This window comes from Acrocarpospora catenulata (assembly GCF_018476525.1).
GTDB lineage: Bacteria > Actinomycetota > Actinomycetes > Streptosporangiales > Streptosporangiaceae > Acrocarpospora > Acrocarpospora catenulata.
The window spans coordinates 196,110-221,144 of sequence record NZ_JAHCST010000005.1 but is presented as its reverse complement, the minus strand read 5'-3'; the positions used below and the strand labels follow the sequence as shown (position 1 = coordinate 221,144).

Below are 25,035 nucleotides of genomic sequence, written 5' to 3'. Positions count from 1 at the left end.
AGGATAGGAGCGGCTCATGGAGACAGCTGACATCGGAGTGACCGGCCTGGCGACGATGGGCCGCAACCTGGCCAGGAACTTCGCCCACCACGGTTTCGTGGTGGCGGTGCACAACCGGAGTGAGAGCAAGACCAAGCAGCTCATGGAGGACCACGCCGACGAGGGCAGGTTCCTGCCCGCGGCCTCGGTGGCCGAGTTCGTGGCCTCGCTCCGCAGTCCCCGGCGGGCGATCATCATGGTGAAGGCCGGTCCGGCCACCGACGCGGTGATCGAGGAGCTGGCCGCGCACATGGAGCCGGGCGACATGATCGTCGACGGTGGGAACGCCCATTTCGCCGACACCCGGCGCCGCGAGGCCGCGTTGAAGGAGCGCGGGCTGCACTTCGTCGGGGCCGGTATCTCCGGTGGTGAGGAGGGCGCGCTCAACGGCCCGAGCATCATGCCGGGCGGCGCCCCCGAGGCCTACCGTGACCTGGGCCCGCTGCTGGAGACGATCGCCGCCCAGGTGGACGGCGTGCCGTGCTGCGTGCACGTGGGCCCGGACGGCGCCGGTCACTTCGTGAAGATGGTGCACAACGGCATCGAGTACGCCGACATGCAGCTGATCGCGGAGGCGTACGACCTGCTCAGGCAGGCGCTGGGGCGCACCCCCGGCGAGCTGGCCGAGATCTTCCGGGAGTGGAACCGGGGCGACCTGGAGTCGTACCTGATCGAGATCACCGCCGAGGTGCTGGCCCATGTGGACGCCACCGGCCAGCCCCTGGTGGACGTGATCGTCGACCAGGCGGAGCAGAAGGGCACCGGCCGGTGGACCGTGCAGAGCGCCCTGGAGCTGGGCGTGCCGGTCACCGGCATCGCCGAGGCGGTTTTCGCCCGGGCGCTCTCCGGCCACCCTGAGCAGCGCGCCGCCGCCCGCCACCTCGAAGGTCCGGACGGCACCGCCCCGAACTACTCGCTGGTGGAGGACGTACGGCTGGCCCTGTACGCGTCGAAGATCATCGCGTACGCCCAGGGCTTCGACCAGATCACCGCGGCCAGCGCGGAGTACGGCTGGGACGTCGACCGGGGCGCCATGGCCACCATCTGGCGGGGTGGCTGCATCATCCGGGCCCGGTTCCTGGACCGCATCCGGGCCGCGTACGAGGCGAACCCGGGCCTGCCCACCCTGCTGGCCGACCCGGCCTTCGCCGACGCGCTGACCGAGGCGCAGCAGGCCTGGCGCCGGGTGGTCTCCACCGCCGCCCAGATCGGGGTGCCGACCCCCGGCTTCTCCTCCGCGCTCGCCTACTACGACGCGCTGCGCCGGGACCGGCTCCCGGCCGCGCTCATCCAGGGCCTGCGCGACTACTTCGGTGCGCACACCTACCGCCGGATCGACCGAGAGGGGGTCTTCCACACCGACTGGTCCGGTGACCGGGCCGAACGCCCGGCCTGATCGCGAAAATCCCGGTACGGCCACCGCCCGGACAGCCGGGTGGCCGTACCGGGAGAACTCACAGCGCCGGGACCGGCTCGCTTTCCGACGCGGGCTGGGCAGGACCGCCGCGCAGCGGGATCTCCTTGACGAAGGCCGCCAGCACCGGGACCACCACCGCGAACAGGACGGCCCAGAAGAAGACGCTGCCGATCGCGCCCGCCAGCGACTCCAGGAAGCCCGCCTTGACCTCGGGGGGCAGCTGGGCCATGGCGGCCGGGCTGGTCTGCGCCCCGCTGGAGACCATCGTGGCGGCCTCCGGGCCGAACCGGTCGGTCAGGCTGTTGGTCAGGTGGTTGTTGAAGATGGCGCCGAACAGCGCCACGCCGAACGAGCCGCCGATGGACCGGAAGAACGTGGCGGCGCTGCTGGCCACGCCCAGGTCCTTCTGCTCCACGCTGTTCTGCGCGATGAGCATGGTGGTCTGCATCAGGAAGCCCATGCCGGCGCCGAGCACGGCGATGAAGACACCCGTCTGCCAGCTGGGCGTGTGCACGTCCATCAGCGAGAGCAGCGCCATGCCGACGGCCATGACCGCGCCGCCGATCACCGGGAAGATCTTGTACTTGCCGGTCTTGGTGATGGTGCGGCCGACGAACAGCGAGATCACCATGGCCGCCGCCATCATCGGCAGCAGCAGCAGACCGGAGTTGGTCGCCGTGGCGCCCTGCACGAGCTGCTGGAAGAGCGGCAGGAAGCTGATCGCGCCGAACATGGCGAAGCCGAGCAGGAAGCCGATCCAGGAGATCAGGTTGAAGTTGCGGTCCCGGAAGACGTGCAGCGGCATGATCGGCTCGGCGGCCCGGCGCTCGATCGGGATGAACAGGGCGATCGCCACCACGGCGACCACCGCGAGCGAGATGATCTGCCAGGAGCCCCACGGGTAGCCGTGGTGCTGGCCGCCCCAGGAGGTGATCAGCACCAGCGCGGTGATGGCCACGGTGAGCACGGCCGCGCCGATCCAGTCGATGCGGTGCTCGGTGCGGTACTTGGGCAGGTGCAGCTTGAACCAGAGCCAGAGCAGGGCGATGCCACCCAGCGGCAGGTTCACGTAGAACGCCCAGCGCCAGTCCAGGTGGTCGGTGATGAAGCCGCCGACCAGCGGGCCCGCGATCATCGCCAGCGACATGATGGCGGCCATGATGCCCTGGTACTGGCCACGCTCCCGGGGCGGGACCAGGTCGCCGATGATGGCCATCACGCCGACCATCAGGCCGCCCGCGCCGAGGCCCTGGATCGCGCGGAAGGCGATCAGCTCGGTCATGCCGCCGTTGACCCCGCCGAGGAACACCGAGCCGGCCATGCCGCAGAGCGCGGAGCCGATCAGGAAGAGCACGATGGAGCCGAGGAAGATGTTCTTCCGGCCGTAGAGGTCACCGAGTTTGCCCCAGATGGGGGTGGAGACGGTGGTGCCCAGAACATAGGCCGTGGTGACCCAGGTGAAATATTCCAGACCGTTGAGCTCGCCGACGATGCGCGGCATGGCGGTTCCAACGATCATGTTGTCCAGCATCGCGAGCATCATGGCGAGCATGAGACCGGGCAGGACGACCATGACCTCTTTGGACCGGGCCGGTCTGGCCTCGGCATCCGTCATTCTGAGCCCCCTAGTTAGTTGCGCCTTAAAGTAATGTGAACGCGGGCTTACTTGCCGACCGGCAAGTGGCCAAAGGTAAGGTAAGGTCCGTACTAGCCGGGCGTCAAGTAAGATTAAAGGGACAAAGGTGAATATAAGGGAACGAACGACCACAGAGAGCGCGTTCGCCCCCACGTCCGCGGAGGAGCGCCCTCGCGACACCCGCACGCGCATCCAGGAGATCGCGCTGCGCCTGTTCACCGAACAGGGCTACGAGGCCACCTCGCTACGGGAGATCGCCGAGGTCCTGGGGGTGACGAAGGCCGCTCTCTACTACCACTTCAAGACCAAGGAGGACATCGTCGCCAGCCTCGTGGTGCGGCGGACGGCCTTCCTTGACCAGCTCATCGACTGGGTCCGCGACCAGCCCCGCACCCCGGAGGTCCGCCGCGAGGCGGTCCGGCGGTACGCCGCGTCCCTGACCAGCGAGGGCTACCACGAGATCATGCGGTTCCTGGAGCGGAACCAGACCGCGCTCAAGAACCACCCGGACATCGGCCAGATGCGCGCCAAGATGGTCAGCCTCTGTGGCCACCTGGTCGACCCCACCGCCCCGCCGGAAGTCCGGCTGAAGGGCGCGCTGGCCCTGTTCGCACTGCACGCGGCGCTCTTCCTGCTCCCCGACGAGGATCTCACCGAGGCCGACCGCGCCGACGCCGCGCTGAAGGTCGCCCTGGAATTGATCGACGCCTGACGGAGTTAGCGCGATCGAAAGGGTAGGTGACTCATCATGCTTTTCGGTGCGGAACACGTGGAAAGATACATCGCCACCGACGGCCGCGAAGGCCACGACTGGCGCGGAACTACGGCCGCGTTGCTCACCACCACGGGCCGGAAGACCGGCCGGCGGCACACCACCCCGCTGATCTACCAGCGGTACGGTGACGACTACCTGGTGGTCGCGTCCAAGGGCGGCAGCGACGCCCCGCCCGCGTGGTACCTGAACCTCGAGGCCAACCCCGAGGTGGAGTTCCAGGTTCTGGGGGACAGGTTCAAGGCCCGGGCGCGTACGGCGACGCCCGAGGAGAAGCCGGACATGTGGCGGGTGATGGCCGCGACCTGGCCGGACTACGACGCCTACCAGCGCAAGACCAGCCGGGAGATCCCCGTGGTGGTCATCGAGCGCGTCTGATGATTCGCGGTTAGGGGCAGGCGGCGGTTCGGGGCAGGATAGAGGGCGTGAACCTCGACCTGCCTGCCGCCGCTGACCCCGACAGCATCTTCGACGCCTTCGTCCGGTGGAACGAGGAACGGGGCCTGACGCTCTACCCGGCGCAGGAGGAGGCCCTGATGGAGGTGGTCTCCGGGAACAACGTGATCCTGGCCACCCCCACCGGCTCCGGCAAGAGCCTGGTCGCCGCCGGGGCGCACTACGCGGCCCTGGTCAGGAACGAGGTCAGCTTCTACACCGCGCCGATCAAGGCCCTGGTCTCGGAGAAGTTCTTCGACCTGTGCGCGATCTTCGGCACCGAGAACGTCGGCATGATGACCGGCGACGCCTCGGTCAACGCGGACGCGCCGATCATCTGCTGCACCGCCGAGATCCTGGCGCAGGTGGCGCTGGCCGAGGGCACCCAGGCCGACGTCGGCACGGTGATCATGGACGAGTTCCACTTCTACGCCGAGCCGGACCGGGGCTGGGCCTGGCAGGTGCCGCTGCTGGAGCTGCCCCAGGCGCAGTTCGTGCTGATGTCGGCCACCCTGGGCGACGTGCAGCGGTTCGAGAAGGACCTGACCCGGCGCACCGAGCGCCCGACCGCCGTGGTGAAGAACGCCGAACGCCCGGTGCCGCTGGTCTACTCCTACCGGATGACCCCGCTGCACGAGACCCTGGAGGAGTTCCTCTCCACCAACCAGGCCCCCGTGTACGTGGTGCACTTCACCCAGGCCGCCGCGATGGAACGCGCCCAGGCCCTCATGTCCATCAACATGTGCACCAAAGCCGAAAAAGAGGCGATTGCCGCACTCATCGGGAACTTCCGGTTCACCACGCGGTTCGGCCGGGCGCTCTCCCGGCTGGTCCGGCACGGCATCGGCGTGCACCACGCCGGCATGCTGCCCAAGTACCGCCGCCTGGTGGAACGCCTGGCCCAGGCCGGCCTGCTGAAGGTCATCTGCGGCACCGACACGCTGGGCGTCGGGGTGAACGTGCCGATCCGGACCGTGCTGTTCACCGCGCTCACCAAGTTCGACGGCAGCAAGGTGCGCCGCCTGCGCGCCCGGGAGTTCCACCAGATCGCCGGCCGGGCCGGCCGGGCCGGCTTCGACACCATCGGGTACGTGGCCTGCCAGGCCCCCGACCACGTGATCGAGAACGAGCGCGCCCTCGCCAAGATCGGCGACGACCCGAAACGGCGCCGCGGCTACGCCAGGAAGAAGCCGCCGGAGGGGTTCGTCAACTGGAGCGAGGAGACCTTCACCAACCTCCAGGAGGCCGAGCCGGAGCCGCTCAACTCCCGCTTCAAGGTCAGCAACGCCATGCTACTGGCGGTCATCAACCGGCCCGGCGACTGCTTCCAGGCGATGAAACGCCTGCTGACCGACAACCACGAGGACCGCAAGTGGCAGCGGCGGCACGTCAGCCACGCCATCGCCATCTACCGCTCGCTGCTGGCCGGCGGCATCGTGGAGACCCTCAAGGAGCCCGACGAGCAGGGCCGCCGAGCCAGGCTCACCGTCGACCTCCAGCAGGATTTCGCGCTCAACCAGGCCCTGTCCACCTTCGCGCTGGCCACCTTCGACCTGCTCTCCCGCGACTCCCCCACGTACGCGCTGGACCTGGTCTCCATCGTGGAGTCCACCCTGGACGACCCCCGCCAGATCCTGCACGCCCAGCTGAACAAGGCCCGCGGCGAGGCGGTCGCCCAGATGAAGGCCGACGGGGTGGAGTACGAGGAGCGCATGGAGCTCCTCCAGGAGGTCACCTACCCGATGCCGCTGGAGAGCCTGCTCTTCGGCGCGTACGAGACCTACCGGCAGGGCCACCCCTGGGTGGGCGACCACACGGTCAGCCCCAAGGCCATCGTCAGGGACATGTTCGAGCGGGCGATGACCTTCGCCGACTACATCCAGTTCTACGAGCTGTCCCGCTCGGAGGGCACCGTGCTCCGCTACCTGGCGGACGCCTACCGCACGCTCTCCCGCACCGTGCCGGAGCACCTCAAGACCGACGATCTGATCGACCTGATCGAGTGGCTGGGCGAGCTGGTCCGGCAGGTGGACTCCAGCCTCATCGACGAGTGGGAGAAGCTGGCCAACCCGTCGGAGGCGCTGGAGACCCGCAACGAGCTGGAGTCCTCGATCCGCCCGGTGACCGCCAACACGCGCGCCTTCCGGGTACTGGTCCGCAACGCCATGTTCCGGATCGTCGAGCTGGCCGCGCTGGACAAGCAGGAGGAGCTGGAGGAGCTCTACCCCGACGTGGACTGGGCGGCCGGCCTCGACGCCTACTACGACGAACACGACGAGATCGGCACCGGCGCCTCGGCCCGCGGCCCCGCCTTCCTGCGCATCGAGGAGGAGAAGGAGCTGTGGCGGGTCCGCCAGGTCATCGAGGACCCGGCGGGCCACGGCGACTGGGGAGTCAGCGCCGAGGTAGACCTGGCCGCCTCCGACGAAGCCGGCTCCGCAGTACTCCACGTCACCGGCCTGACCCGGCTGTGACCCAAACTGAACGCGCTGTGACCCAAACTGAATGCCCTGAGAGCGCCGCGCAGAACGGCCGCGCTTTTGGCGCCGGTGCGGCGAGATCCCTTCACCTGCGCTGACGGCGCCGGATAACGGCGAGGAGCCGTGACCTCACCCGCCCGAGGTGGCGTCCTCGGCTTCCGCGCCGGGCACCGTGAGGTCGTCGGGGTCCTCAAGCCAGCGGTGCGGTAGCAGGACCTTCTGGCGTTCGCCGCTCTTGCCGCGCGGGCCGTCGGCGGCGGTCCCCGGCCAGGGCTGGTCCCGGTCCAGTTCGTTGATCCGATCGGTCAGCTCGGCCAGGCTCTCGGCGAGCGCCAACCGGCGGCGGGTCTCCGCGCCGACCGCGAAGCCCTTCAGGTACCAGCCGAGGTGCTTGCGGAAATTGGACACGCCGTACTTCTCGCTGCCGACCATCTCGCAGAGCAACTCGGCGTGGCGGAGCAGGGTGGCGGTCACCTCGGCCAGGACGGGCTCCGCCCGTTCGGGGCTGCCGTTGAAGGCGTTCTCCAGGTCCCGGAAGAGCCACGGGCGGCCGAGGCAGCCCCGGCCGATCACCACGCCGTCGCAGCCGGTCTCGGCGACCATGCGGAGCGCGTCGTCGGCGGTCCAGATGTCCCCGTTGCCCAGCACGGGGATCTCGGGAACGGCGTCCCGCAGGCGCTTGACGGCGTCCCAGTCGGCGGTGCCGCCGTAGAACTGCCGGGCGGTGCGGGCGTGCAGCGCGATCGCGGCCAGCCCTTCCTCAACCGCGATCCGCCCCGCGTCGAGATAGGTCAGATGCTCATCGTCGATGCCCTTGCGCATCTTCATGGTCACCGGCAGCCCGCCCGCGTTCGCCACCGCCGCCCGCAGGATGGCCCGCAGCAGCCCCCGCTTGTACGGCAGCGCCGACCCGCCCCCGCGCCGGGTCACCTTGGGCACCGGGCAGCCGAAGTTGAGGTCCACGTGGTCGGCGAGGTCCTCCTCGGCGACCATCCGGACCGCCCGGCCGATGATGGCCGGGTCCACGCCGTACAGCTGGATGCTGCGGGGACGCTCGGCCGCCCCGAATCTGATCATCTCGTAGGTGAGCGGGTTCCGCTCCACCAGCGCCCGCGAAGTGATCATTTCGCTGACGAAGAGCCCGCCGCCCTGCTCCCGGCAGAGCGTGCGGAAGGCGATGTTGGTGATGCCCGCCATGGGGGCCAGCACCACCGGCGGCCAGACCTCGAACGTCCCGATTTTCACCCGCCTATTCTCCCGGTGCGGCGCGGGTGCTCCGACGCCCCGGGCATTCCAAGATCGTGGACGTGGGGCGAATCGGGCCGATACCCTTGACTTCGGCAGCGGTCGGGGAGGTCGGCACATGTTGTTGCGGCTGCGAATCGCCGTACCGGATCGTCCGGGTTCGCTGGGTCAGGTGACCAGCGCGCTGGGCGCGGCCGGGGCGGACATCACGCAGGTCGTCGTGTTGGAGCGGGGCGACGGCCGGGCGGTCGACGACTTCACCGTGTTCTGGCCGGACGCCGCACCCAGGGAGTACCTGGTGCGTGCCCTGGAGGACATCGAGGACGTCAAGCTGGAGGGCGTCTGGTCCACGCGGGAGGCCCCGGGCACCTACCCCGAGCTGGAGATCCTCAAGTTCCTGACCACGGCGGGGGAACGCGCCCTGGCCACCCTGATCGACTCGATGCCGGTGCTGTTCAGCGCCGACTGGGCGGCGGCCGGGACCGACCGTGTCCCACGCGAGGTCGTCTACTCCAGCTGGCGGGCCCCCGAGGACATCCCGTTCCCGGCGGAGACTCCCGCCCGGCCGACCGCGTCCACGCTGGAGTCCGGGCTGCACCTGATCACGGCGCCGCTGCCCCCGCTGGCCCTCACCCTGGTGCTGGCCCGCGCCGAAGGCCCCGATTTCCACCGCATCGAGGTGCACCGGCTCACCCGCATCCTGGAGATCTTCCTGATGCTCCCGGCCATCGAACGCGGCGCCGATCGCGCGTTCCGCAACCTGTCCGCGAAGAACATGTGATTAACCATCGCCTGGGAAAACCCGATAGAGTGCGGGGAGTCACGCGGAAGTGGCTCAGTGGTAGAGCATCACCTTGCCAAGGTGAGGGTCGCGGGTTCGAATCCCGTCTTCCGCTCCAGTTCTTCTGAAAGTCCCACGAGCTCCCGGGTGGAGTGGCCGAGAGGCGAGGCAGCGGCCTGCAAAGCCGCGTACACGGGTTCAAATCCCGTCTCCACCTCCATTTTCCTTCAAATCCTGAGCCAAGAAGGCCGCCGGGGTCCGTCCACCCCGGCGGAAGCAGAAGGACGGGCAGATTGGCGTACCGGTACGAGACGGCGCGGGCCGACTACAGCGACTTGGCCAGCGGTGCCGTGCTCCACTCCGCACCGGGTATGCCGGCCTTCCCGGTACGGCTCGCCTCCGAGATCTTCCAGCGCGCCCTCGCCCTGCGCGGCGGCGGGGATCAAGCCGTGGTGTGGGATCCCTGCTGTGGAAGCGGCTATCTGCTCACGGTGCTGGGCCTGCTCCACCGCCCGCGCATCAGAACGCTACTGGCCTCCGACGTCTCCGACGACGCATTGGGCACGGCACGGGCCAACCTGAACCTGCTCTCCGAGCCTTCCCTGCGAGACAGGGCCGCGGAACTGGCGGACCGGGCCGAACGCTTCGGCAAACCCGGATACGCGCAGGCCGCCGAGGCGGCGGAACGGCTCGCCCGCCGGTTGACCACGGGCGGCGGGCCGCTGCCCCACCAGCTGACCCGGGCCGACGCCTTCGACCCGGTCCAGCTGGCTGCCGCGATCGACGGGCACGAGCCGGATATCGTGCTCACCGATCCGCCCTACGACGAACAGACCAGCTGGCAGGGAAGCCACCGGGACAAGGACCTCCCGGCGATGATGTCGGCGCTGGGGGCGGTTCTCCCGCCGCGCACGGTGGTCGCGGTGGCCGTACGCGGCCGTCGCGTGCCCGCGGGGCCGGGCATCCGCCCCCGTCAGTCGTTGCGGATCGGCACCAGGGCCGTCGCCCTGTTCACCGCCGCCGACCTCGTGGGAGCCGACCGCTCCCCGCAACGGTGATCCGCTGCCGGGACGCCTCATAGAGGAGCGCGGTGGCCGCGTTCGCGGCGTTCAGCGAGCTCGCCGCCCCGACCATGGGAATGCTCACCATGAAGTCGCACGCCTCGCGCCAGGCACCGCTGAGGCCGCTGGTCTCGTTGCCGATCAGCAGGAGCGTCGGCTGGGTGAAGTCGAAGTCGAAGACATCGCAGTCGCCGTGCTCGTCGGTGCCCACCACGACGATGGGCTTGCCCCGGTCACGCTGCGCGGCCACCCAGGCGACCACGTCGCTCGGCGCGGGGACCCGGACCGCGGGCAGGAAGAAGAGCGAGCCCGTGCTCGCCCTGACCGACTTCGGGTCGTACACGTCGGCGGCGTGACCGGCCACGATCAGCCCGTGCGCGCCGAGGGCGTCCGCCGAGCGGATGATGCTGCCGATGTTGCCGGGACTCGTCGGCCGGTCCAGCACGACCCCCAGGAAGTCGTCCTCGACCGGGATACGGCCGAGGTCGTCGGCGGGCATCTCCACGACGGCGACGACCTCGGGCGGCGCCTCGTTCTTCTCGCCCAGCTCCGCCACCATCTCGGGAGCCATCGCGATCAGGTCGGCCCGCACCGTGCCCAGCAACTCCTCCAGCCACTTCGACGGCTTGCGCTCGGCGTCGTAGATAAGCGCGTGGACAGGCCAGCCGTACTGCACCGCGAGCGAGATCGGACGGACCCCCTGGACCAGGAATTCACCGGCTCGGGACCGTTTGTTGCGGTTGGTCAGCAGGGACTGCCACTGCTGGAACCGAGCATTGCGCGTGGTGATTCGCTGAACCGTCGACACCTGTGTCCTTCCGAGGCGAGTGACCCGCTCCGGTAGGCCACCCTACGCGCCCACGACTACCGGCTCGGGCTCTCCAGCGCGTCCCGGGCGTCCATCAGCGCGAACCCGAGCAGGTTGAGGCCCTGCCAGGTGGCGGGCGAGGCGGCGGCGGGGTCGCCCGCGGCCAGGCCGATGCCCCAGACACGGTCCAGCGGGCTGGCCTCCACCAGCACCCGGCCGCGGCTGCCGAGCAGGTACGCCCGCAGCTCCGGGTGCTGCCCGAACTTGGCGGTGCTCGCCCGCACCACGATGGCGTACCGGTGCGCGGCCCAGACCTCCTCGTCGAAGCCTCCGACGCCCCGCCCCAGGGCCTTGGCCTCCCCCGGCGTGGCGGCGGCCAGGATCCGTCGCGCGGTGGCCTCGTCCCCGAACAGCCACGCCTTGTGGGCCATCATGTAGTGCTCGGCGGTACGGAACACCTGGCCGTTCTCGGTGAACTCGGCCGGCCACCACTGGCTCAGGCACCCGGCGCCGACGCCGCCGTCCCGGTTCGGCCGGTGGCCCCAGAAGTAGACGTAACGTAACCGCCGCCCGGCCTGCTCGGCCGCGACGGCCTCCGCCACCGACCGGGGCAGTCTCGCGATATCGGACATCCCGTCACCCTCGCACACCCACGTCCGGCTCCGCGAACGGATTGCCGGCCCACCCGAGGAATGACCCCGTTTCAGGAAATGTCGGGCAAGGGAAGGGCGAAAGCCACCGCCTTGCCGGTGGTGGTGGGGATGGTCGTGCTGATCTTGGTGGGGTAGGCGCCGCACCAGCCCTGGGAGAGGCGGTGGACCACGTCGAGGCCGCGCCCGCACTCCAGCAGGGCCGGGTCGAGGACGGCGTCGATGTCGTCCAGGGTCAGCGGCGCACGGCCGGTCGACGGGAGTTTGGGGAGGGTCTCCAGACCGTCCACCACCTCGCAGACCACCACCCGCGGGCTCCGGTAGAGCCGGAGCTCGAAAGGGGCGACGGCGTGCCGCATCGCGTTGGTGACCAGTTCGGAGACCATGACCACGCCGTCGTCGACGGTCTCGCCGTTGAAGCCCAGGCCGGTCAGCACGCCGCGCATCAGGTCGCGGCTGCGCACCACCGTGTGGGACCCGGCCGCCAACGGCCAGGTGGCGAGCGAGGCGGCCGGACCGATGCCGGAGGCGGGGAAACTCTGGTCGGCGAATCTCATGTCGGCGAATCCCATGAGCGGCGAGGCGAGCGCGGACTCTGTCCCTCTCACACCGTCGATCTCCTCACGTCGAAGCACGCGGACAGCCGCTCGCTCGAGGCCGGGTTCCGGACTAGCGGAAATGTCGCCCCCAAACGCTTGGCGTCTGCGCTTCCGGGCATTCGCGCGACCACGGCGTCGCAAGGTTCACCCGTACCATGGACAGTCCAAATTTGCGGAACGTCCTAAGTATCTATCGGTCCCCGGTCGGGTGCAAGGCTTGACCGTCCGGTAAGGACACCTACTTTCCCTGCGTTAATTTCCTTCCCGGCGGCCCCGCACGGCGTCCCTGACCGACTGCCCCGGATACCGAAATTCGAAAGGCCCGCAAACACCACTTGAGCTTGCGCAAAAAGGGTCCAGTACGCATTGAGCTGCCAAAACGGGAAGAGCCGGAATCCGCGCGGGCGGATCCCGGCTCTTCGCGGCGGCGGGCGCGTCAGGTCAGGTCGAATTCACCGCCCTTAACCCCCTCCACGAAAGCGCGCCATTCCGCGGGGGTGAACTCCAGCACCGGGCCCCGGCCGCGCTGCTTGGAGTCGCGGACCCCGATGACCCGGTCGGCGCCGGATGTCCCGGTGGTGGCGGTGGTGGCGGTCGCGACTTCGACGCAGTTGTCGCCGCCGCTGGAGCGGGTGGACTTGCGCCAGTTGGTGAACTTGCTCTCTGGGCTCATGAACGGTCTTTCTCGCTCAGTGACTGGGGTTCGGTCACGAGGGGTGCCCCAGTGCGGTGGGCCGGACGCGCCTGTGCGTCCCGGCCGGCGGCCGGGTGGACGGCACGCGGTCGCGCGGCCCCGAGACCGATCACCTGTCGAGGTCGATCGCCTTCGGGGTCGCGTCTGCCTGCTCCGGAGCGGCCGCCGACCTCGCTGTCCCGGCCCGCCCGGTGGTCAGCGGCGTTGGTGCGGGCGATGGTGTGCACCCTCATGCGCACCTTGATGTGCGCCGTGATGCGCGCAGGGACCGTGCATTCCCGTCCTCCGGACATCGGCCAACCCTGGACAGTACAAAAGTGTCGCATGTCCGGAATATCGCCGTGCACGGGGTAAGCCGGATATCGGCGATCCGTAACGTCCATCCCCCAACGAACCCCTGCGACCGCAACATCCCGCCCCGCCCGGAACATCCATTCGGATGCCTTGCCGGGGCATCCATACAGATGGATACTCAGCACCGATCGAAAAGCCAGGACCGTGGGGAACCCGGAGATGTCCAGCCGGGTGGACGTCATCGAAAGGTGCGCTGTGTCTGACAGCTACGAGGCCGAGCCGATCAACATCGACACCAGCACGGCCCATTCGGCCCGCGTGTACGACTACTGGCTCGGCGGCAGCACCAACTTCGCCGCCGACCGCGCGGCCGGGGACGCCGTGCTGGCCGCCCGCCCGGGCCTGCGCTACAGCGTACGCGCCAACCGGGCCTTCCTGGTGCGGGTCGTGCGCTGGCTGGCGGGCGAGCAGGGGGTGGACCAGTTCCTGGACATCGGGACCGGCATCCCGAACGAGAACAACGTGCACGAGGTGGCCCAGGCGGCGGCGCCGGGGGCCCGGGTGGTCTACCTGGACAACGACCCCATCGTGCTGGCGCACGCCCACGAGCTGCTGAAGACCGGCCCCGAGGGCGCCACCGACTACGTCAGCGCCGACCTGAAGGACACCGACCGGGTGCTCCGCGAGGCCGGTCGCACCCTCGACCTCTCCCGCCCGACCGCGATCCTGCTGCTCGGCGTGCTCCACCACATCCAGGACGAGGACGACCCGTACGGCATCGTGGCCCGGCTGGTCGACGCGGTGCCCGCGGGCAGCTACCTGGTGGTCTCGCACCCGGCCAGCGACCTGCTCCCGGCCACCCAGGGCGAGGCGACCAAGCGCTACAACCAGCACGTGGCCACCGGCCAGCGGCTGCGCTCCCGGGAGGAGGTGGCCCGGTTCTTCGACGGCCTGGAGCTGGTGGAGCCGGGGCTGACGCAGTGGCACCTGTGGCGGCCCGACCCGGACGAGCAGGTTCCGGCGGACGCGATCACCGGGCACGCCGGCGTGGCCCGCGTGCCGTGACCGGCCACCGCCGGAAGCACGAGACGATATACGGGGGCACAAGCACCTAAACCGTAAATGTCACTAGAAACGTCAGCAGAAGCGGACAGGCGGAGGGACGGGCCATGCGAGAGACGACAGCCCAGGGCCGGAGGCGGCGATGATCAGCCCCTACGTGCGCCGCCTCCGCCTGGCCGCCGAGCTGCGCAGGTTGCGCACCTCCGCCCAGCTGACCCACGAGCAACTGGCCAAGCGCATCGGTCTGCCGCGCGCTCAGATTTCTCGACTGGAGAACGGCCACGTGGTCGATCTGGCCGACATCATGGCCATCCTGGAGGAGCTCGCCGTGCACGGCGAGCGGTGGACCCAGATCATCACCATCGCCCGGGAGGCGGGCGAGCGCGGCTGGTGGGAGTCGAACAAGGCGATGGGCGAGCGGCAGGCGCTCTTCGCCGACCTGGAGGCGGGCGCGCAGACCATCCGCGAGTTCCAGATGACCTTCCTGCCGGGGCTGCTCCAGACCGCCGAGTTCACCCGGGCGCGGGCGGACGCCGACCGCCGGGACGGGGCGGCCGGATTCCGCCCCGACAAGGCCGCGGAGGCCCGGCTGGGGCGGCAGCGCATGCTCCGCCGGCCGGGCGGCCCGACCTACGAAGTGATCGTTGACGAGGTGGCCATCCGGCGCCGCGCGGCGCCCGCGGAAGTGGTGCAGCAACAGCTTTATCACCTCGCGGCCACCGTCAACGGGGACCCCAAGATCACGCTCCGGGTGCTGCCCATCGACGCGGTGATCGACGGCTACAGCCTGCCTCGATCCGCGTTCTCGATCTACACCTTCGCCGATCCCGGCGACCCCACGGTGGTGGCCGTGGACACCGTCACCGACGATCTCGTGCTGACCGAATCCGACGCCACGACCCGCTACGAGACCCTGTTCGGCCGCATCCGCAACGCCGCGCTGCCCCCGGACGAGAGCCTCCAGTTCTTGATCGGATCGGCCCGGTCGATTCCCAACGGGCATCGCTCTGCGTAACCGGAACGGGGGCTCGGAACGTTCCCGGCCTGTGATCCGCGTCACCCTTCGACCGGAATGTCAAAACGGCCCACCCGTATCGCCGCGGCTCGAATCCGCAGGTCATCGGGGCTGCTCTTCTATTTCCCCGGCTAAGTACCGGGTGTGGCAAACTGATATGCAATTCCCGCTTAATATCCCGGACATTCGAGTTCTCTATAGAACTTGCCTCTTGCCAAAAATTGGGGTCTTCCTATTCACTGGGTACACATGTAAGCATGACGTCAATTGACTCGAGGTCGAAAGGCTAGTCAAGTGACGGTGTCCGAGGCACTGGGTGACCGCCTCCGCCAACTCCGCAAGGAGGCGGGCCTGACCCAGGACAGACTGGCGCGGCGCGCCCATGTGAACGACAGCTACATCTCCCTGATCGAGACCGGCCGGCGGGTCCCCTCGCCCGAGGTGACCGCGGCGCTGGCCGCGGAACTCGGCTGCACCGTGGAGTACCTGCTCTACGGGAAAGCCGGCATCCCGGTGCAGTACTCGGTGGAGACCCGTGGCTCGGCCAACCGCCGGCTGCTGCGGCCCCTGAAGCGCCCCCTGGCCGGGTTCCGCCCTGGTGACAAGGTCGAATACCGTCAGTCCGGGGCGCTGCTGATGATTACCTACATCCGCCGGGTCGGAGAGAACGCGGCGGCGGTCAGTGAATCTTGACCGCCACCCCGCCGAGCACGGCGCCGGGCCCCTCGCCCGGCGCCCGGACCGGCGTGCGGCCCACCGGACCGTCCCCGTTCGGACGCCAGTCCTGGACCGGTACGACTCCGGGCTGAATGATTTCAAGACCGTCGAAGAACTGAATTATCTGCGACTCGCCACGCGGATAAAGCGGTTTGTTAGTTCGATTGTATATTTCCAGAATTCGAGCCTCGTCCGCTTCGCCGGCGCTCCCCGCGTGTTTTCCGTGGGATAGCACGAGATAACTGCCGCGGGGCATCGCCCGCATCAGCCGGGCCACGATGTCGTGTGGGCCGTCGGTGTCGGGGACGAAATGGAGGACCGATGTGAGAATGACGCCCACCGGCCCGTCCAGGCTGATCACCTCGTTCAGCCGCGGGTCGGCCAGGATCTGCTCCGTCGCACGCATGTCGCCACTGGTGGCGACCGTGTTGCCGTCGGAGAGGATCGCCTGGAGGTGGGCGAAGACGATGGGGTCGTTGTCCACGTAGACGACCCGCGCCCCCGGCGCCGCCGCCTGGGCCATCTGGTGGACGTTCTCCCTGGTCGGGAGGCCGCTGCCGATGTCGAGGAACTGCCGGACCCCGTGTTCGGCGAGGTACTTCACGGCGCGCTTGAGGAACGCCCGGTTCCGGACCGCGATGTCCGCGGCGTCCGGCGCGACCTTGAGGAGCTCCTCGGCCGCCACCCGGTCCGGAGCGTGGTTGTCGCTCCCCCCGAGCAGATGATCATACATCCGTGAGGCGTTCGGACAGTCAGGGTCGAACACGTTCTGCCGCTTCATGTAGTCACCCTCGCCGGTGCCCATTGGAGCTAGCGTTTGATCACTTTCTCCGATCAACCATAGCAACCAACGCTATAAACGTCAGGTGCGGATCATGTTGTCATGCCGTCCCCGGGGTTTCTCCGCGGGCGCCATGAACGTGTGTTGACCGTCGCGAGTATATGACTACATGCCCGACATGGCCGATAAATCTGGCCCAAGAATTTTTCGCGTTCCGGGCTGAACCATTTCGCCATTCCGGATGGACCGATCCCGTGCCCGGCCGCCGTGCCGGAGGCGCGGCCAATGTCACAGTCACCAGGACCCGGCTGTTTTCCGCATCGCTGCCGCGTCTACCTGGTACCCCAGGTTCTCCAGCTCCCGGGCGCTCCGGTCCACCATGGCCCGGGCCTCCCCCACCGCGCCCTGTGCCGCGTACACCGCGGCGATCTTGCAGCGGCAGAGGGGCGGCCGCCGCTCGTCCAGCGCGAGTTCGAACAGCCCGGCGGCGGCCGTGTAGCGGGCGATCGCCTCGGCGTGCCTGGCCAGGCCCGCCAGGGCGTCCCCGGCGTACTCCTGGAAGGCCGCCTCGGCGGGGAGGTCGGCGTTCTCCCTGGCCAGCGCGCGGCCGTGGTCGCTCAGGCGCAGGGCCTCGTCCAGGTGACCGGCGGCCAGCCGTACCGTGACCAGGGAGTCCAGGGCCAGGCTCTCGTAGGCGCGCTCGCCGGTCTCCCTGGCCACCTTCTCGCCCCGGGTGTAGGCCGCCTCGCAGAACCGCACGGCCTCCTCGAACCGGCCGCGGCCCCCGGCCACCAGGCCGAGCACCCGCAGGCAGGCCACCTCGGCGGGGGCGTCCTCCACCGCGCGGGCCAGCTCCAGGCCGCGCGCGGCGTCCGCCCTCGCCTGGTCGGCCTGGCCCAGCCGGTGGCCCACCAGGGCCCGCCAGGCCAGCGACCTGGCCACCCCCTCGGCGTTGCCGACTTGCTCGAACACCTCCAGGCAGGTGGTCAGCAGGGTCACCGAGCGCTGCTCCTGGCCGGGCTGGCGGCCCACCACGGCGGCCAGCCGCAGGCGCGCCTCCGCCGCCAGCCGGGTGTCCTCCTCGGCCAGCGCGGCGGTCATCACCCGCTCCCACATGTCCTCGGCCTCGCGGTGCCTGCTCTGCTGGCACAGGTACGACGACAGCCGCAGGGCCAGGCCATACGCCAGCCGGTACCGGCGCTCCAGGCAGGCCAGCCGGATGGCGGCCAGGATGTTGGCGCACTCGGCGGCGAACCAGCCGGCCGGACCGGCGTCGATCAGGTCCCTGGCCTCCTCGGGGGCGAACAGCTCCACGTTGAGCCTGGCGGGGCGGGGGAAGTGCGGCTCCCCCGGCAGCCGGGCGTCGGCCCGGTCGGCCAGCTCCAGCCAGCCGAGCAGCAGCCGTTCCACGGCCAGGTCCCGCTCGCTGACGTGGTCGTTCAGCCGGGACTCCGCGAAGTCCCTGAGCAGGTCGTGCTGGCGGTACCTGGGCGGCCCGGGAGTGCCCGCGCTGACGGTCACCAGCAGGCTCCGGTTGGAGAGGGTCTCCAGCAGTTCCTCGGCGTCCAGGGTGCCGAGCAGCATGGCGATCAGCCAGACCGGGAAGTCGCCGGGCCCGGCCAGCGCGAGCACCCGGAAGGCCTGCCTGGCGGGCCCCGGCAGGGCGTCGTAGCTGTCGGCGATGCTGGCGCTGACCGTCATCTCGCTGGCCCGCAGTGCCCTGAGCCGGTCGCTGAGCCGCCCGGCGAAGTGCGCGATGGGCCAGTTGGGCTGGGCCGACAGCCGGGCCCCCGCGATCCGCACGGCCAGCGGGAAGCCGCCGCAGGCGGCCATCACCTCGTCGGCGGCCTCCGGTTCCGCGGCGACCCGTTCGGGCCCGATGATCTCTTCGAGCAGCCGCAGGGCCGCCGCGCGCGGCAGCGGGTCCAGCCGAAAGGGCCGGATACCGGCCCCGCCCGTGAGGTAGGCCCTGGAGGTCACGATGACCGCGCAACCGGCCGTGCCAGGCAGGAAGGGCTGCACGTGGGCGGCGCCGGCCGCGTCGTCGATGACCACCAGCACCCGGCGCCCGGCCAGCATGGAACGGAACAGCGCGGACCGCTCCCCCGTGCTGGCGGGCAGGCTCTCCGGGGCGGCCCCCATGAAGGCCAGCAGCTCGCCCAGGACCTCCCCGGCCTCCCGGGGGTGGGCGGACATCCCCGCCAGGTGGATGTAGATCTGGCCGTCGGGGAAGGCGCCGCGCAGCCGGTGCGCGATGTGGATGGCCAGGGCCGACTTGCCCACGCCAGGGGGCCCGATCAGCGAGGCGATGGGCACACCGGTGACGTCGGGGCCGGGGGTGAGGAACTCGGTGACCCGGGCCACCTCCTCGTCCCGGCCGGTGAAGTCGATCACGTCGGGCGGCAGCTGGGCGAGCGGCGGGGGTGGGGGCGGCGCGGCGGCCTGGGCGGGGGCGCGTTCCGCCGTCAGCGACTCGTCGTCGGCGTCGATGGCGTCCCTGAGCTGGCGCAACGCCAGGCCGGGCCCGCTGCCCGCCTCGCGCATCAGCAGCGTGGCGACGGCGTCGAAGTGGCGCAGCGCCTCGGCCCGGTAGCCGGAGCGGTAGAGCGCGGTCATCAGCAGCGCGTGCAGCTGCTCGGAGAACGGGTCCTCGGCGATGCCCCGGCGCAGGTCGCCGAGCACGTCACGGTGCTCGCCGAGATGGATGCGCTCGCGGAACAGGGCGATCTGCGCGGCCCGCCGCTCGAAGACCAGCTCGTCCCGCATCAGCCGGAGCCTGGCGGTGTGGTCGGGCAGGTCGGCCAGCGGCGGCTCGCCCTGCCCCCACAGGTCCAGGGCCCGCTGGAGGGCGGTCACCGCGGCGGCGTGCTCGCCCCGGCGGGTGGCCTCGGCGCCCTCGGCGACCGACGCCCGGAACTGGTGGGCGTCCAGGGTGTCGGCGGGGCCGAAGTCGATGCGGTAGCCGCCGGAGCCGCCGGCCGGGATGCGTCCGGGGAGCACTCGGCGTAACTGGGAGAGGCAGGTTTTCAGGGAGCCCTCCCGGGCGTACCCGTCGCCCCACACGGCCTCCATCAGCTCCGCGGCGGAAAGCCCCTGCTCACCGGCGAGCAGCAGCGCGCACAGAGCCCGTCTCTTGATCGGCGAAATGGCAAGCGGACCACCCTGGTCCGGGATCACTTCCAACCGGGTCAAGATCCGGAAGTGCACGCTTTGGCCCCCAATCCACTCGGAGGTGCGCACTGATCAACATGTCATTGAGCGGGAATCCGTTGAAAACAGCGCCGTGGTGATACTACTGCTTTTCTGTCTCCCAGCCATGACTAAATGCTGACTGGGTTGCAACCTTCCGATTACCGGGTCTGGATAGCGTTTGGCCACCTGGGAAGGCACGCCATTCACGGAGTGTCACCGGGAGCCACAACCGATCGCACCCCCGGCACAGCCCGGCGGCTTTCAACTGGCGAGGGAAGTCGCGGAGCCGGAATGAGCAAGTCGAATATATGGTTTTGGACATGCCTTAAGGTTGCCTTAATGCCAAAGAGGAGGCGCTGAAGTGGGCGACTGGGAGGTCTCGCCAGATTCTCGCTGCCCGGCACTGCCCGACGGCGAACCCCCGCCCGGCCGTTTCATGGTGGACGGCCACCCCATGCACGGGGTCTACCGGCGGCCCACCAAGGCCGCCTTCTCCGATCTTCTCGTGACCTGGAACGGCCACCGGCTGTGGCAGGGCGAGGAAGCCGCGCGCTTCACGGTCGACGCGTCCCCGCTCCTGAGCATCTGGAACCTCGTCTACACCGACGAGTTCGCCGCGCGCGGCTGGCTGGTCCGGGCCCGCGCCGACGTGGCCGGGCGGGGCCTGCAGTGGCAGAGCCCCGACCCCAGCGGCCGGGCCGACTGGATCGACCTGTGGAAGGCCCAGGCGCTTCTGGACGGCTTGCTGCCCTTCGCCCGGCTCACCCTGCCCGAGTCGGACGCGCTGCGCTGGTGCGCCACCGCCGGGCGAGCCGGGGTGATCGCCAACATCTCCCGGAACCTGACGGCCGACCCGCTCGCCGAGACCGGCCCGAACCATCTGGTGATCACCGCCTCCCGGGACGCGACCTACGGGAGCCTGTTCCCGATCGACGCGATCATCGACGGCTACCGCGAGGTCCTGCCGAAGGCCATCGCGGAGCGGGAGACCGAGGCCCTGGAGTACCACCGCGGCCTCTCCGTCGCCACCTACGTCGCCGCGTACGGTCAACTCGACGAGGTGGGTGGAGCGGTCCGCGGGCTCACCCTCGGCCACCCGGTCGCGGTCACGGTGGCGCAGATCGTGGACGATGCCTTTCCCCTCAACGACCCCGACCTTAAGGACTACGACTTCAGGGACCAGGACACCGTCACCGCCGAACGGCGGGCCGGGCCGTACCAGCTCGACGTGGGGCTGATAGATGGGGAGTTCCAGGTGGACATTCCCGTCTGCCCGTACTCGGCGCACGCGCACGCGCGGCTCTGCGACGCCACGGCGCTGGACCAGGAGCTGGTGGAGTTCGTCCGGGCCAACTGGTCGCCGGAGTTCCTGCCGGGCTCGGCGGTGAACTCGCTGGAGGAGCTGGCCGGGCGGGCCTACGTGCTCTCGGTTGCGTACGTGCACTACCTGGTCTCCCGGGCCTTCGAGGCGCGGCCGCTCGACTCGCAGGTGCACGCCTACATCTGCTGCCTGCTGCGGCAGCTCGGGCACGAGCCGCGACAGCTCGTCAACGAGGTCAGGCTCATGGAGCGTGCCGGACTGCGAGCCAAGCCTTGACCAGCCAGTACATCGAGCGCCGCGAGATCGTGCGGGAGACGGGCTGCTCGGTCCGCGACTGCGGCCGGGTGGTGCTGGCCCTGGGCGTCTGCGCCCACCACTACTACGGGGCCCCCGACAAGCGCGCCGCCTGCGCGGCCGGCGACTGCGACCGGCAGGCCCACCGGCGCGGCCTGTGCACCACCCACTACCGGGTCTGGCGGCTGGCGGTGGCCGCGCCCTGCTCGGTGGAGGAGTGCGAGCGCCCGGCCGTGGACAGCGGCATGTGCGGGCTGCACGTGCAGCGGGTCCGCAAGTCCGGGTCGGCCGGGGAGGCGTCCTCCCGGCTCCGCTCCACCAACGGGGTGTGCGGCGAGGACGGCTGCGAGCTGAAGATCTTCACCCGGGGGCTCTGCCGGAGCCACTACCTGGCGCACGGGCTGCCCTGCTCCGTCGAGGGCTGCGACAAGCCGGTGGTGGCCAGGAAGCTCTGCGGCATGCACTACGCCCGCCTGGTCAAGACCGGCGATCCCGGCGAGGCGCTGCCGCGCCGGATCAGGGCCGCCGCGCCGGTGGCGCCGGAGCCGGTGGCCGACCCGCGGGTCTGCTCGATCGACGGCTGCGAGCGGCCGATCTGGAGCCGGGGCCTGTGCGGCATGCACTACCAGCGCCGCCGGGCGTACGGGGACGCCAACCGGGTGCCGCCCCGCTGGGAGCGGCGGCCGTGCGCCGTGGAGGGCTGTGAGGAGCGCGCCAGGGACCTCGGCCGATGTCCGCGGCACGCGGCCAAGTTCCGGCGCGACCGGCGGCGTACGCTCAAGATCCCGTCGCCGGAGACGATGATCGCGCTGGCCGAGGCGGGCGAGGCGGCCCGCCGGTGGCGTGCGGAGGCCGAGGAGGTGCTCGGGTGCCGCCAGGACCGCAACGACCTGGTCCGCACCTTCGCGCTGACCGCGGGCGAGCCCGCCAGCGCCCGGCTGGCGGCCGCGGCCGGGGTGCGGCAGAGCACGCTCCGGCAGATACTGGCGCAGCCGGTTGAGCGCCCGGAGCGGCTGGGCGAGTGGCGGCGGCTGCTCGCCGACCTGACCGCGACGGGGGCGAGCATCGCGCGCTGCGCCGACCCCGCCGAGCTGGGCGAGCTGGCCCGGCTGCGGCAGCGGCTCTGCCTCTGGCTGCTGGAGGGCGTCGGGCGGTTGAGTGAGCGGCTGGCCGAGGCCATGGACGCGGAGCTGAACGCGCGCGGCAAGCGCGACCAGCTGATCGCCGAGTGCTGGCGGTCCGGCGTGCAGAACCTGTCGCTGATCGAACGCCGGACCGGCCTGTCCCAGGCCACGGTTTACAAGGCGCTGCGCGAGCACGGGATCAACCCTCCCGACATCCGGCGGTAGTCAGCCTCTAACGGTAATCAGTTGGTGTTGCCGGTCTCCGGGGACAGCCTTGCCGCGCGCCCGGCTGTCCCCGGAGCCCGAGTATGGAGCCGCCCGCGCTCAGGCCGGGCAGCCTGTCACCTTGAGGGTGACCTTCCCGTCGGTCCGCACCCCTTCGTTGGTGCCGGTCCAGCGGATGGTGATGGTGTCGGCCACGGTGGTCTCCACCGCGAGCTCGTCGTTCACCTCGAACAGGCAGGAGGAGGCGAGCACCCCGTCGGGGGTCAGCTCGACGGTCAACCTGACCTTCTCCCCCGCCCTGACGGTGCCGGAGGCTGGCGCGATCTGGGCCAGCCCTTCGGTGCTGACGGCCCGCCACCTGATGGTGCCGGCGCTGGCCGACAGGGTGACCGTAGAAGCGCCGCCGGACAGCGCCAGGGTGAGCGGCCGGACCGAGAGCGCGGGCTTCTTGACCGGCGCCGGCCGCTCCTCCTTCTTGGTCTCTTTCGCGGTCGCGCTGGGCTCGCTCACCGGGACCGACCGCGCCTGCGCCGAGGCCGAGGGGGTACGGCGTTCCGGGGGCGTGGCCGCCTCGGCGGACGCGGTGGCGGACGGGGCGGCCGTGGGAACCTGGGCGGTCGGGGACCGTACGGGGTCGATCAGGGACGGCGCCACCTTGGGAACCGTCTGCACCGCCCGGTTGGAGGCCGGGAAGGCCGGGTACTCGCGGGCGGACAGCCCCCGCCAGGCCAGCGAGACGATCAGCAGCCCGGCGGCGGTCAGCGCCACCATCCGGATCGGACGGCGCCGGGGACGGCTCTCCTGCCGCCGCTCGCGGCGGAGCCTGGCCCGCTCCCTGGCCCGCGCCCGGCTGCCGCGCCGGGTCAGCCGCCCGCGCGAGGACACCTCCTCGTCCCAGACCTCGGTGGCCGGCGGGGTCGCCTTGGGCACCCCGGCGGCGATGCGCCGCTCCCAGATCTCGGCGGGCGGCGCGGCGTCCATCGGGGGACGCGGCGCGGGGACGGGGTGCCCGTTGGGCCGGGCGTGGTAGGTGAGGCGCGGCCCGACGCGCCGGTCGACCGTGCGGTCGTCCTTGAAGGAACGTTCCTCCCAGCCGCGACCGGCGGGCAGGCGGGGCACGGGCCGGTTCTCCCAGACCCGCTCCGGGTAGCGGCGCACGCGGGTGCGGTCCAGCTCCTGCCAGTCGGGTTCCGGCAGGTCCTCCCACGCCTCGTCCGGCAGGCGAGGCGTGGGAGGCCGCTGGTCCCAGACGTCTTCCGGTGGGTGTGGGGCGGAAGGTCCGGGGGTCCGGTCGAGCTCGTCCATCCGGCGGACGCGCTCCAGCTGGTCTTCGTACACGGGGGCGGCCAGCGGCATCGAGCGCGGGCGGGCCTCGCGCGGCGGCTGCGGGTGGACGTAGTCGTTGTCCAGCCAGTTGCTCTCGTCCCAGTCGCTGTCCCGCCACTCGGTCTCCCGGCGGTCCCGGTGCCGCTGCTCCCACTCGCGCTGCTCCCGGTCCCGCTGGTCCCGCTCCCAGTAGCCGATCCGGGAGCCGGCCCGGAGCGCGGCGTTGAGCACCGGCGCCTCCTCCGGCACCGAGGGCGGGTTGTAGGCGTCGGGCTGGAGCGGGTAGTCGTGCTGGCTCCACCGGATGTCCACGCCCTCCGGCCGGGCCGGGACCGCGATCCTGGCCCGGGAGAGCTCGTCCAGCTCGGCGATGGGCAGCCGGGCCAGCAGGGCGGGCACCGACACCGTCATGGTGGCCGACTTCATGCAGGTGAAGCAGGTGAGGATGTGCGACTTGAGGCGGCTGCGCAGTTCCCGCCTGGGCGACTCCAGCCAGGCCAGCGCGATCGGGTTGGCGGCGTCGCAGGCGGACTTGCCGGACTGGGCCAGCTGCACGCAGGTGACGAAGCACTCGACCAGGTCCTGGGCGCCCAGCGCCAGCTTGGCCGCCTCATCGGTGGGCACGCCCAGCACCAGGCCGACCGCGGGCACCGACATGCCGTGCCGGTGGATCAGTTCGAGCACCTCGCGCTCCCGGCGGCCGAGCGCCCCCATGGCGTTGGCGGTCAGCTCGGGACCGTCGCCCTCGCCGGGGCGCAGCGGCGGGAAGGGGGCGGTGGTGAAACCGCCGTAGTGGGGCTGGGAGTGGCAGTGCACGCGGGCTATCGCGTACAGCCAGGCGCGCAGGTGCTCGTGGCCGGGATAGAGGTCCTGGTGCACCTCCGCCAGGGCGATGGTGTTGCGGACGGCGTTGATCGTGGCGAGCTTGTCGCCCAGCCAGAGCGAGCAGTAGTCGTAGAGGCTCCGCGCGTGGTCCGCGATGAGCTCCTCGGCCGAAGGTAACTGGAAAGTGGCCTGGGGTGCGGTGCTGTCCGACGGGTCCTGCGGTGCTCGGCTAACCATGGTCC

At 70.5% G+C, this 25,035-nt stretch carries 20 protein-coding genes and 2 tRNA genes; 13 read left to right on the top strand and 9 right to left on the bottom strand.

Features of this window, described 5'->3' with window-relative positions; translation table 11 throughout:
• The first annotated feature begins 16 nt into the window (after positions 1–16).
• Complete coding sequence (gene gnd, locus KIP79_RS07630; protein WP_214103959.1) at positions 17–1,435, top strand: NADP-dependent phosphogluconate dehydrogenase; 1,419 nt, start codon at positions 17–19, stop codon at positions 1,433–1,435.
• 58 nt (positions 1,436–1,493) lie between these two features.
• On the opposite strand, the gene KIP79_RS07625 is transcribed toward gnd, so the two are convergent.
• Complete coding sequence (locus tag KIP79_RS07625; protein ID WP_214103958.1) at positions 1,494–3,071, bottom strand: MDR family MFS transporter; 1,578 nt, start codon at positions 3,069–3,071, stop codon at positions 1,494–1,496.
• Positions 3,072–3,198: 127 nt separating this feature from the next.
• Here KIP79_RS07625 and KIP79_RS48160 point away from each other — a divergent pair, with 127 nt between their 5' ends.
• From KIP79_RS48160 to KIP79_RS07610, 3 genes are read left to right on the top strand one after another with little or no spacing between them, the layout of a single operon-like run.
• Positions 3,199–3,804, top strand: a complete 606-nt coding sequence (locus tag KIP79_RS48160; protein WP_308169614.1) for a TetR/AcrR family transcriptional regulator — start codon at positions 3,199–3,201, stop codon at positions 3,802–3,804.
• A 36-nt stretch (positions 3,805–3,840) separates the two neighbouring features.
• The gene (locus KIP79_RS07615; protein ID WP_214103957.1) at positions 3,841–4,242 is read left to right on the top strand and encodes a nitroreductase family deazaflavin-dependent oxidoreductase; all 402 of its coding nucleotides are present in this window, start codon (positions 3,841–3,843) and stop codon (positions 4,240–4,242) included.
• Between the two features lie 47 nt (positions 4,243–4,289).
• A complete protein-coding gene (locus tag KIP79_RS07610; protein ID WP_372453533.1) occupies positions 4,290–6,773 on the top strand; it encodes a DEAD/DEAH box helicase in 2,484 nt (827 codons plus the stop codon).
• Between the two features lie 135 nt (positions 6,774–6,908).
• Here KIP79_RS07610 and dusB read toward each other — a convergent pair whose 3' ends face one another.
• A complete protein-coding gene (gene dusB, locus KIP79_RS07605; protein WP_308169613.1) occupies positions 6,909–8,024 on the bottom strand; it encodes a tRNA dihydrouridine synthase DusB in 1,116 nt (371 codons plus the stop codon).
• 118 nt (positions 8,025–8,142) lie between these two features.
• On the opposite strand from dusB, the gene KIP79_RS07600 reads away from it, so the two are divergent.
• The 4 genes from KIP79_RS07600 (at position 8,143) to KIP79_RS07585 (ending at position 9,863) form a co-directional block, all read left to right on the top strand.
• On the top strand, positions 8,143–8,805 hold the full coding sequence (locus tag KIP79_RS07600; RefSeq protein ID WP_214103955.1) for an ACT domain-containing protein: 663 nt from the start codon (positions 8,143–8,145) through the stop codon (positions 8,803–8,805).
• A 43-nt stretch (positions 8,806–8,848) separates the two neighbouring features.
• Positions 8,849–8,923: transfer RNA gene (locus KIP79_RS07595), tRNA-Gly, on the top strand.
• 28 nt (positions 8,924–8,951) lie between these two features.
• Positions 8,952–9,025, top strand: a tRNA-Cys gene (locus tag KIP79_RS07590).
• 73 nt (positions 9,026–9,098) lie between these two features.
• On the top strand, positions 9,099–9,863 hold the full coding sequence (locus tag KIP79_RS07585; RefSeq protein ID WP_214103954.1) for an rRNA methyltransferase: 765 nt from the start codon (positions 9,099–9,101) through the stop codon (positions 9,861–9,863).
• On the opposite strand, the gene KIP79_RS07580 is transcribed toward KIP79_RS07585, so the two are convergent.
• From KIP79_RS07580 to KIP79_RS07565, 4 genes are all read right to left on the bottom strand, one after another.
• The gene (locus KIP79_RS07580; protein ID WP_214103953.1) at positions 9,817–10,674 is read right to left on the bottom strand and encodes a TrmH family RNA methyltransferase; all 858 of its coding nucleotides are present in this window, start codon (positions 10,672–10,674) and stop codon (positions 9,817–9,819) included. The two genes, KIP79_RS07585 and KIP79_RS07580, sit on opposite strands and share 47 nt — an antisense overlap.
• 56 nt (positions 10,675–10,730) lie before the next feature.
• Positions 10,731–11,306 carry a riboflavin biosynthesis intermediates N-glycosidase gene (ybiA, locus tag KIP79_RS07575; RefSeq protein WP_214103952.1) on the bottom strand — a complete coding sequence of 192 codons (576 nt, stop codon included), beginning with the start codon at positions 11,304–11,306 and terminating at the stop codon, positions 10,731–10,733.
• Between the two features lie 71 nt (positions 11,307–11,377).
• Positions 11,378–11,932 (bottom strand): ATP-binding protein, encoded by a 555-nt coding sequence (locus KIP79_RS07570; RefSeq protein ID WP_214103951.1) that lies wholly within the window; start codon positions 11,930–11,932, stop codon positions 11,378–11,380.
• A 427-nt stretch (positions 11,933–12,359) separates the two neighbouring features.
• Positions 12,360–12,596, bottom strand: a complete 237-nt coding sequence (locus KIP79_RS07565) for a DUF397 domain-containing protein (protein WP_214103950.1) — start codon at positions 12,594–12,596, stop codon at positions 12,360–12,362.
• A gap of 570 nt (positions 12,597–13,166) precedes the next feature.
• Here KIP79_RS07565 and KIP79_RS07560 point away from each other — a divergent pair.
• The 3 genes from KIP79_RS07560 (at position 13,167) to KIP79_RS07550 (ending at position 15,681) form a co-directional block, all read left to right on the top strand.
• The gene (locus tag KIP79_RS07560; protein ID WP_308169612.1) at positions 13,167–13,976 is read left to right on the top strand and encodes an SAM-dependent methyltransferase; all 810 of its coding nucleotides are present in this window, start codon (positions 13,167–13,169) and stop codon (positions 13,974–13,976) included.
• A 139-nt stretch (positions 13,977–14,115) separates the two neighbouring features.
• Positions 14,116–14,988 carry a helix-turn-helix domain-containing protein gene (locus tag KIP79_RS07555; protein WP_214103948.1) on the top strand — a complete coding sequence of 291 codons (873 nt, stop codon included), beginning with the start codon at positions 14,116–14,118 and terminating at the stop codon, positions 14,986–14,988.
• Between the two features lie 294 nt (positions 14,989–15,282).
• A complete protein-coding gene (locus KIP79_RS07550; RefSeq protein WP_214103947.1) occupies positions 15,283–15,681 on the top strand; it encodes a helix-turn-helix domain-containing protein in 399 nt (132 codons plus the stop codon).
• On the opposite strand, the gene KIP79_RS07545 is transcribed toward KIP79_RS07550, so the two are convergent.
• Positions 15,668–16,510 carry an SAM-dependent methyltransferase gene (locus tag KIP79_RS07545; protein ID WP_250212819.1) on the bottom strand — a complete coding sequence of 281 codons (843 nt, stop codon included), beginning with the start codon at positions 16,508–16,510 and terminating at the stop codon, positions 15,668–15,670. The genes KIP79_RS07550 and KIP79_RS07545 overlap by 14 nt on opposite strands.
• Positions 16,511–16,780: 270 nt before the next feature.
• Positions 16,781–19,678 (bottom strand): AfsR/SARP family transcriptional regulator, encoded by a 2,898-nt coding sequence (locus KIP79_RS07540; RefSeq protein WP_214103946.1) that lies wholly within the window; start codon positions 19,676–19,678, stop codon positions 16,781–16,783.
• A 361-nt stretch (positions 19,679–20,039) separates the two neighbouring features.
• Between KIP79_RS07540 and KIP79_RS07535 the strand changes: the two genes are divergently transcribed.
• The gene (locus tag KIP79_RS07535; protein WP_214103945.1) at positions 20,040–21,275 is read left to right on the top strand and encodes a hypothetical protein; all 1,236 of its coding nucleotides are present in this window, start codon (positions 20,040–20,042) and stop codon (positions 21,273–21,275) included.
• The gene (locus KIP79_RS07530) at positions 21,272–22,642 is read left to right on the top strand and encodes a hypothetical protein (protein ID WP_214103944.1); all 1,371 of its coding nucleotides are present in this window, start codon (positions 21,272–21,274) and stop codon (positions 22,640–22,642) included. Before KIP79_RS07535 ends, KIP79_RS07530 begins: the two co-directional genes overlap by 4 nt.
• A 99-nt stretch (positions 22,643–22,741) precedes the next feature.
• Here the strand turns inward: KIP79_RS07530 and KIP79_RS07525 are convergent, their stop codons facing one another.
• A complete protein-coding gene (locus KIP79_RS07525) occupies positions 22,742–25,030 on the bottom strand; it encodes a hypothetical protein (protein WP_214103943.1) in 2,289 nt (762 codons plus the stop codon).
• Positions 25,031–25,035: the final 5 nt, after the last annotated feature.

Coding starts and splice junctions, on each gene's coding strand:
- KIP79_RS07625 (WP_214103958.1), bottom strand. CDS start 3,071: ATGACGGATGCCGAGGCCAGACCGGCCCGGTCCAAAGAGGTCATGGTC.
- KIP79_RS07545 (WP_250212819.1), bottom strand. CDS start 16,510: ATGGGCACCGGCGAGGGTGACTACATGAAGCGGCAGAACGTGTTCGAC.
- KIP79_RS07555 (WP_214103948.1), top strand. CDS start 14,116: ATGATCAGCCCCTACGTGCGCCGCCTCCGCCTGGCCGCCGAGCTGCGC.
- ybiA (WP_214103952.1), bottom strand. CDS start 11,306: ATGTCCGATATCGCGAGACTGCCCCGGTCGGTGGCGGAGGCCGTCGCG.
- KIP79_RS07565 (WP_214103950.1), bottom strand. CDS start 12,596: ATGAGCCCAGAGAGCAAGTTCACCAACTGGCGCAAGTCCACCCGCTCC.
- gnd (WP_214103959.1), top strand. CDS start 17: ATGGAGACAGCTGACATCGGAGTGACCGGCCTGGCGACGATGGGCCGC.
- KIP79_RS07525 (WP_214103943.1), bottom strand. CDS start 25,030: ATGGTTAGCCGAGCACCGCAGGACCCGTCGGACAGCACCGCACCCCAG.
- KIP79_RS07615 (WP_214103957.1), top strand. CDS start 3,841: ATGCTTTTCGGTGCGGAACACGTGGAAAGATACATCGCCACCGACGGC.
- KIP79_RS07600 (WP_214103955.1), top strand. CDS start 8,143: ATGTTGTTGCGGCTGCGAATCGCCGTACCGGATCGTCCGGGTTCGCTG.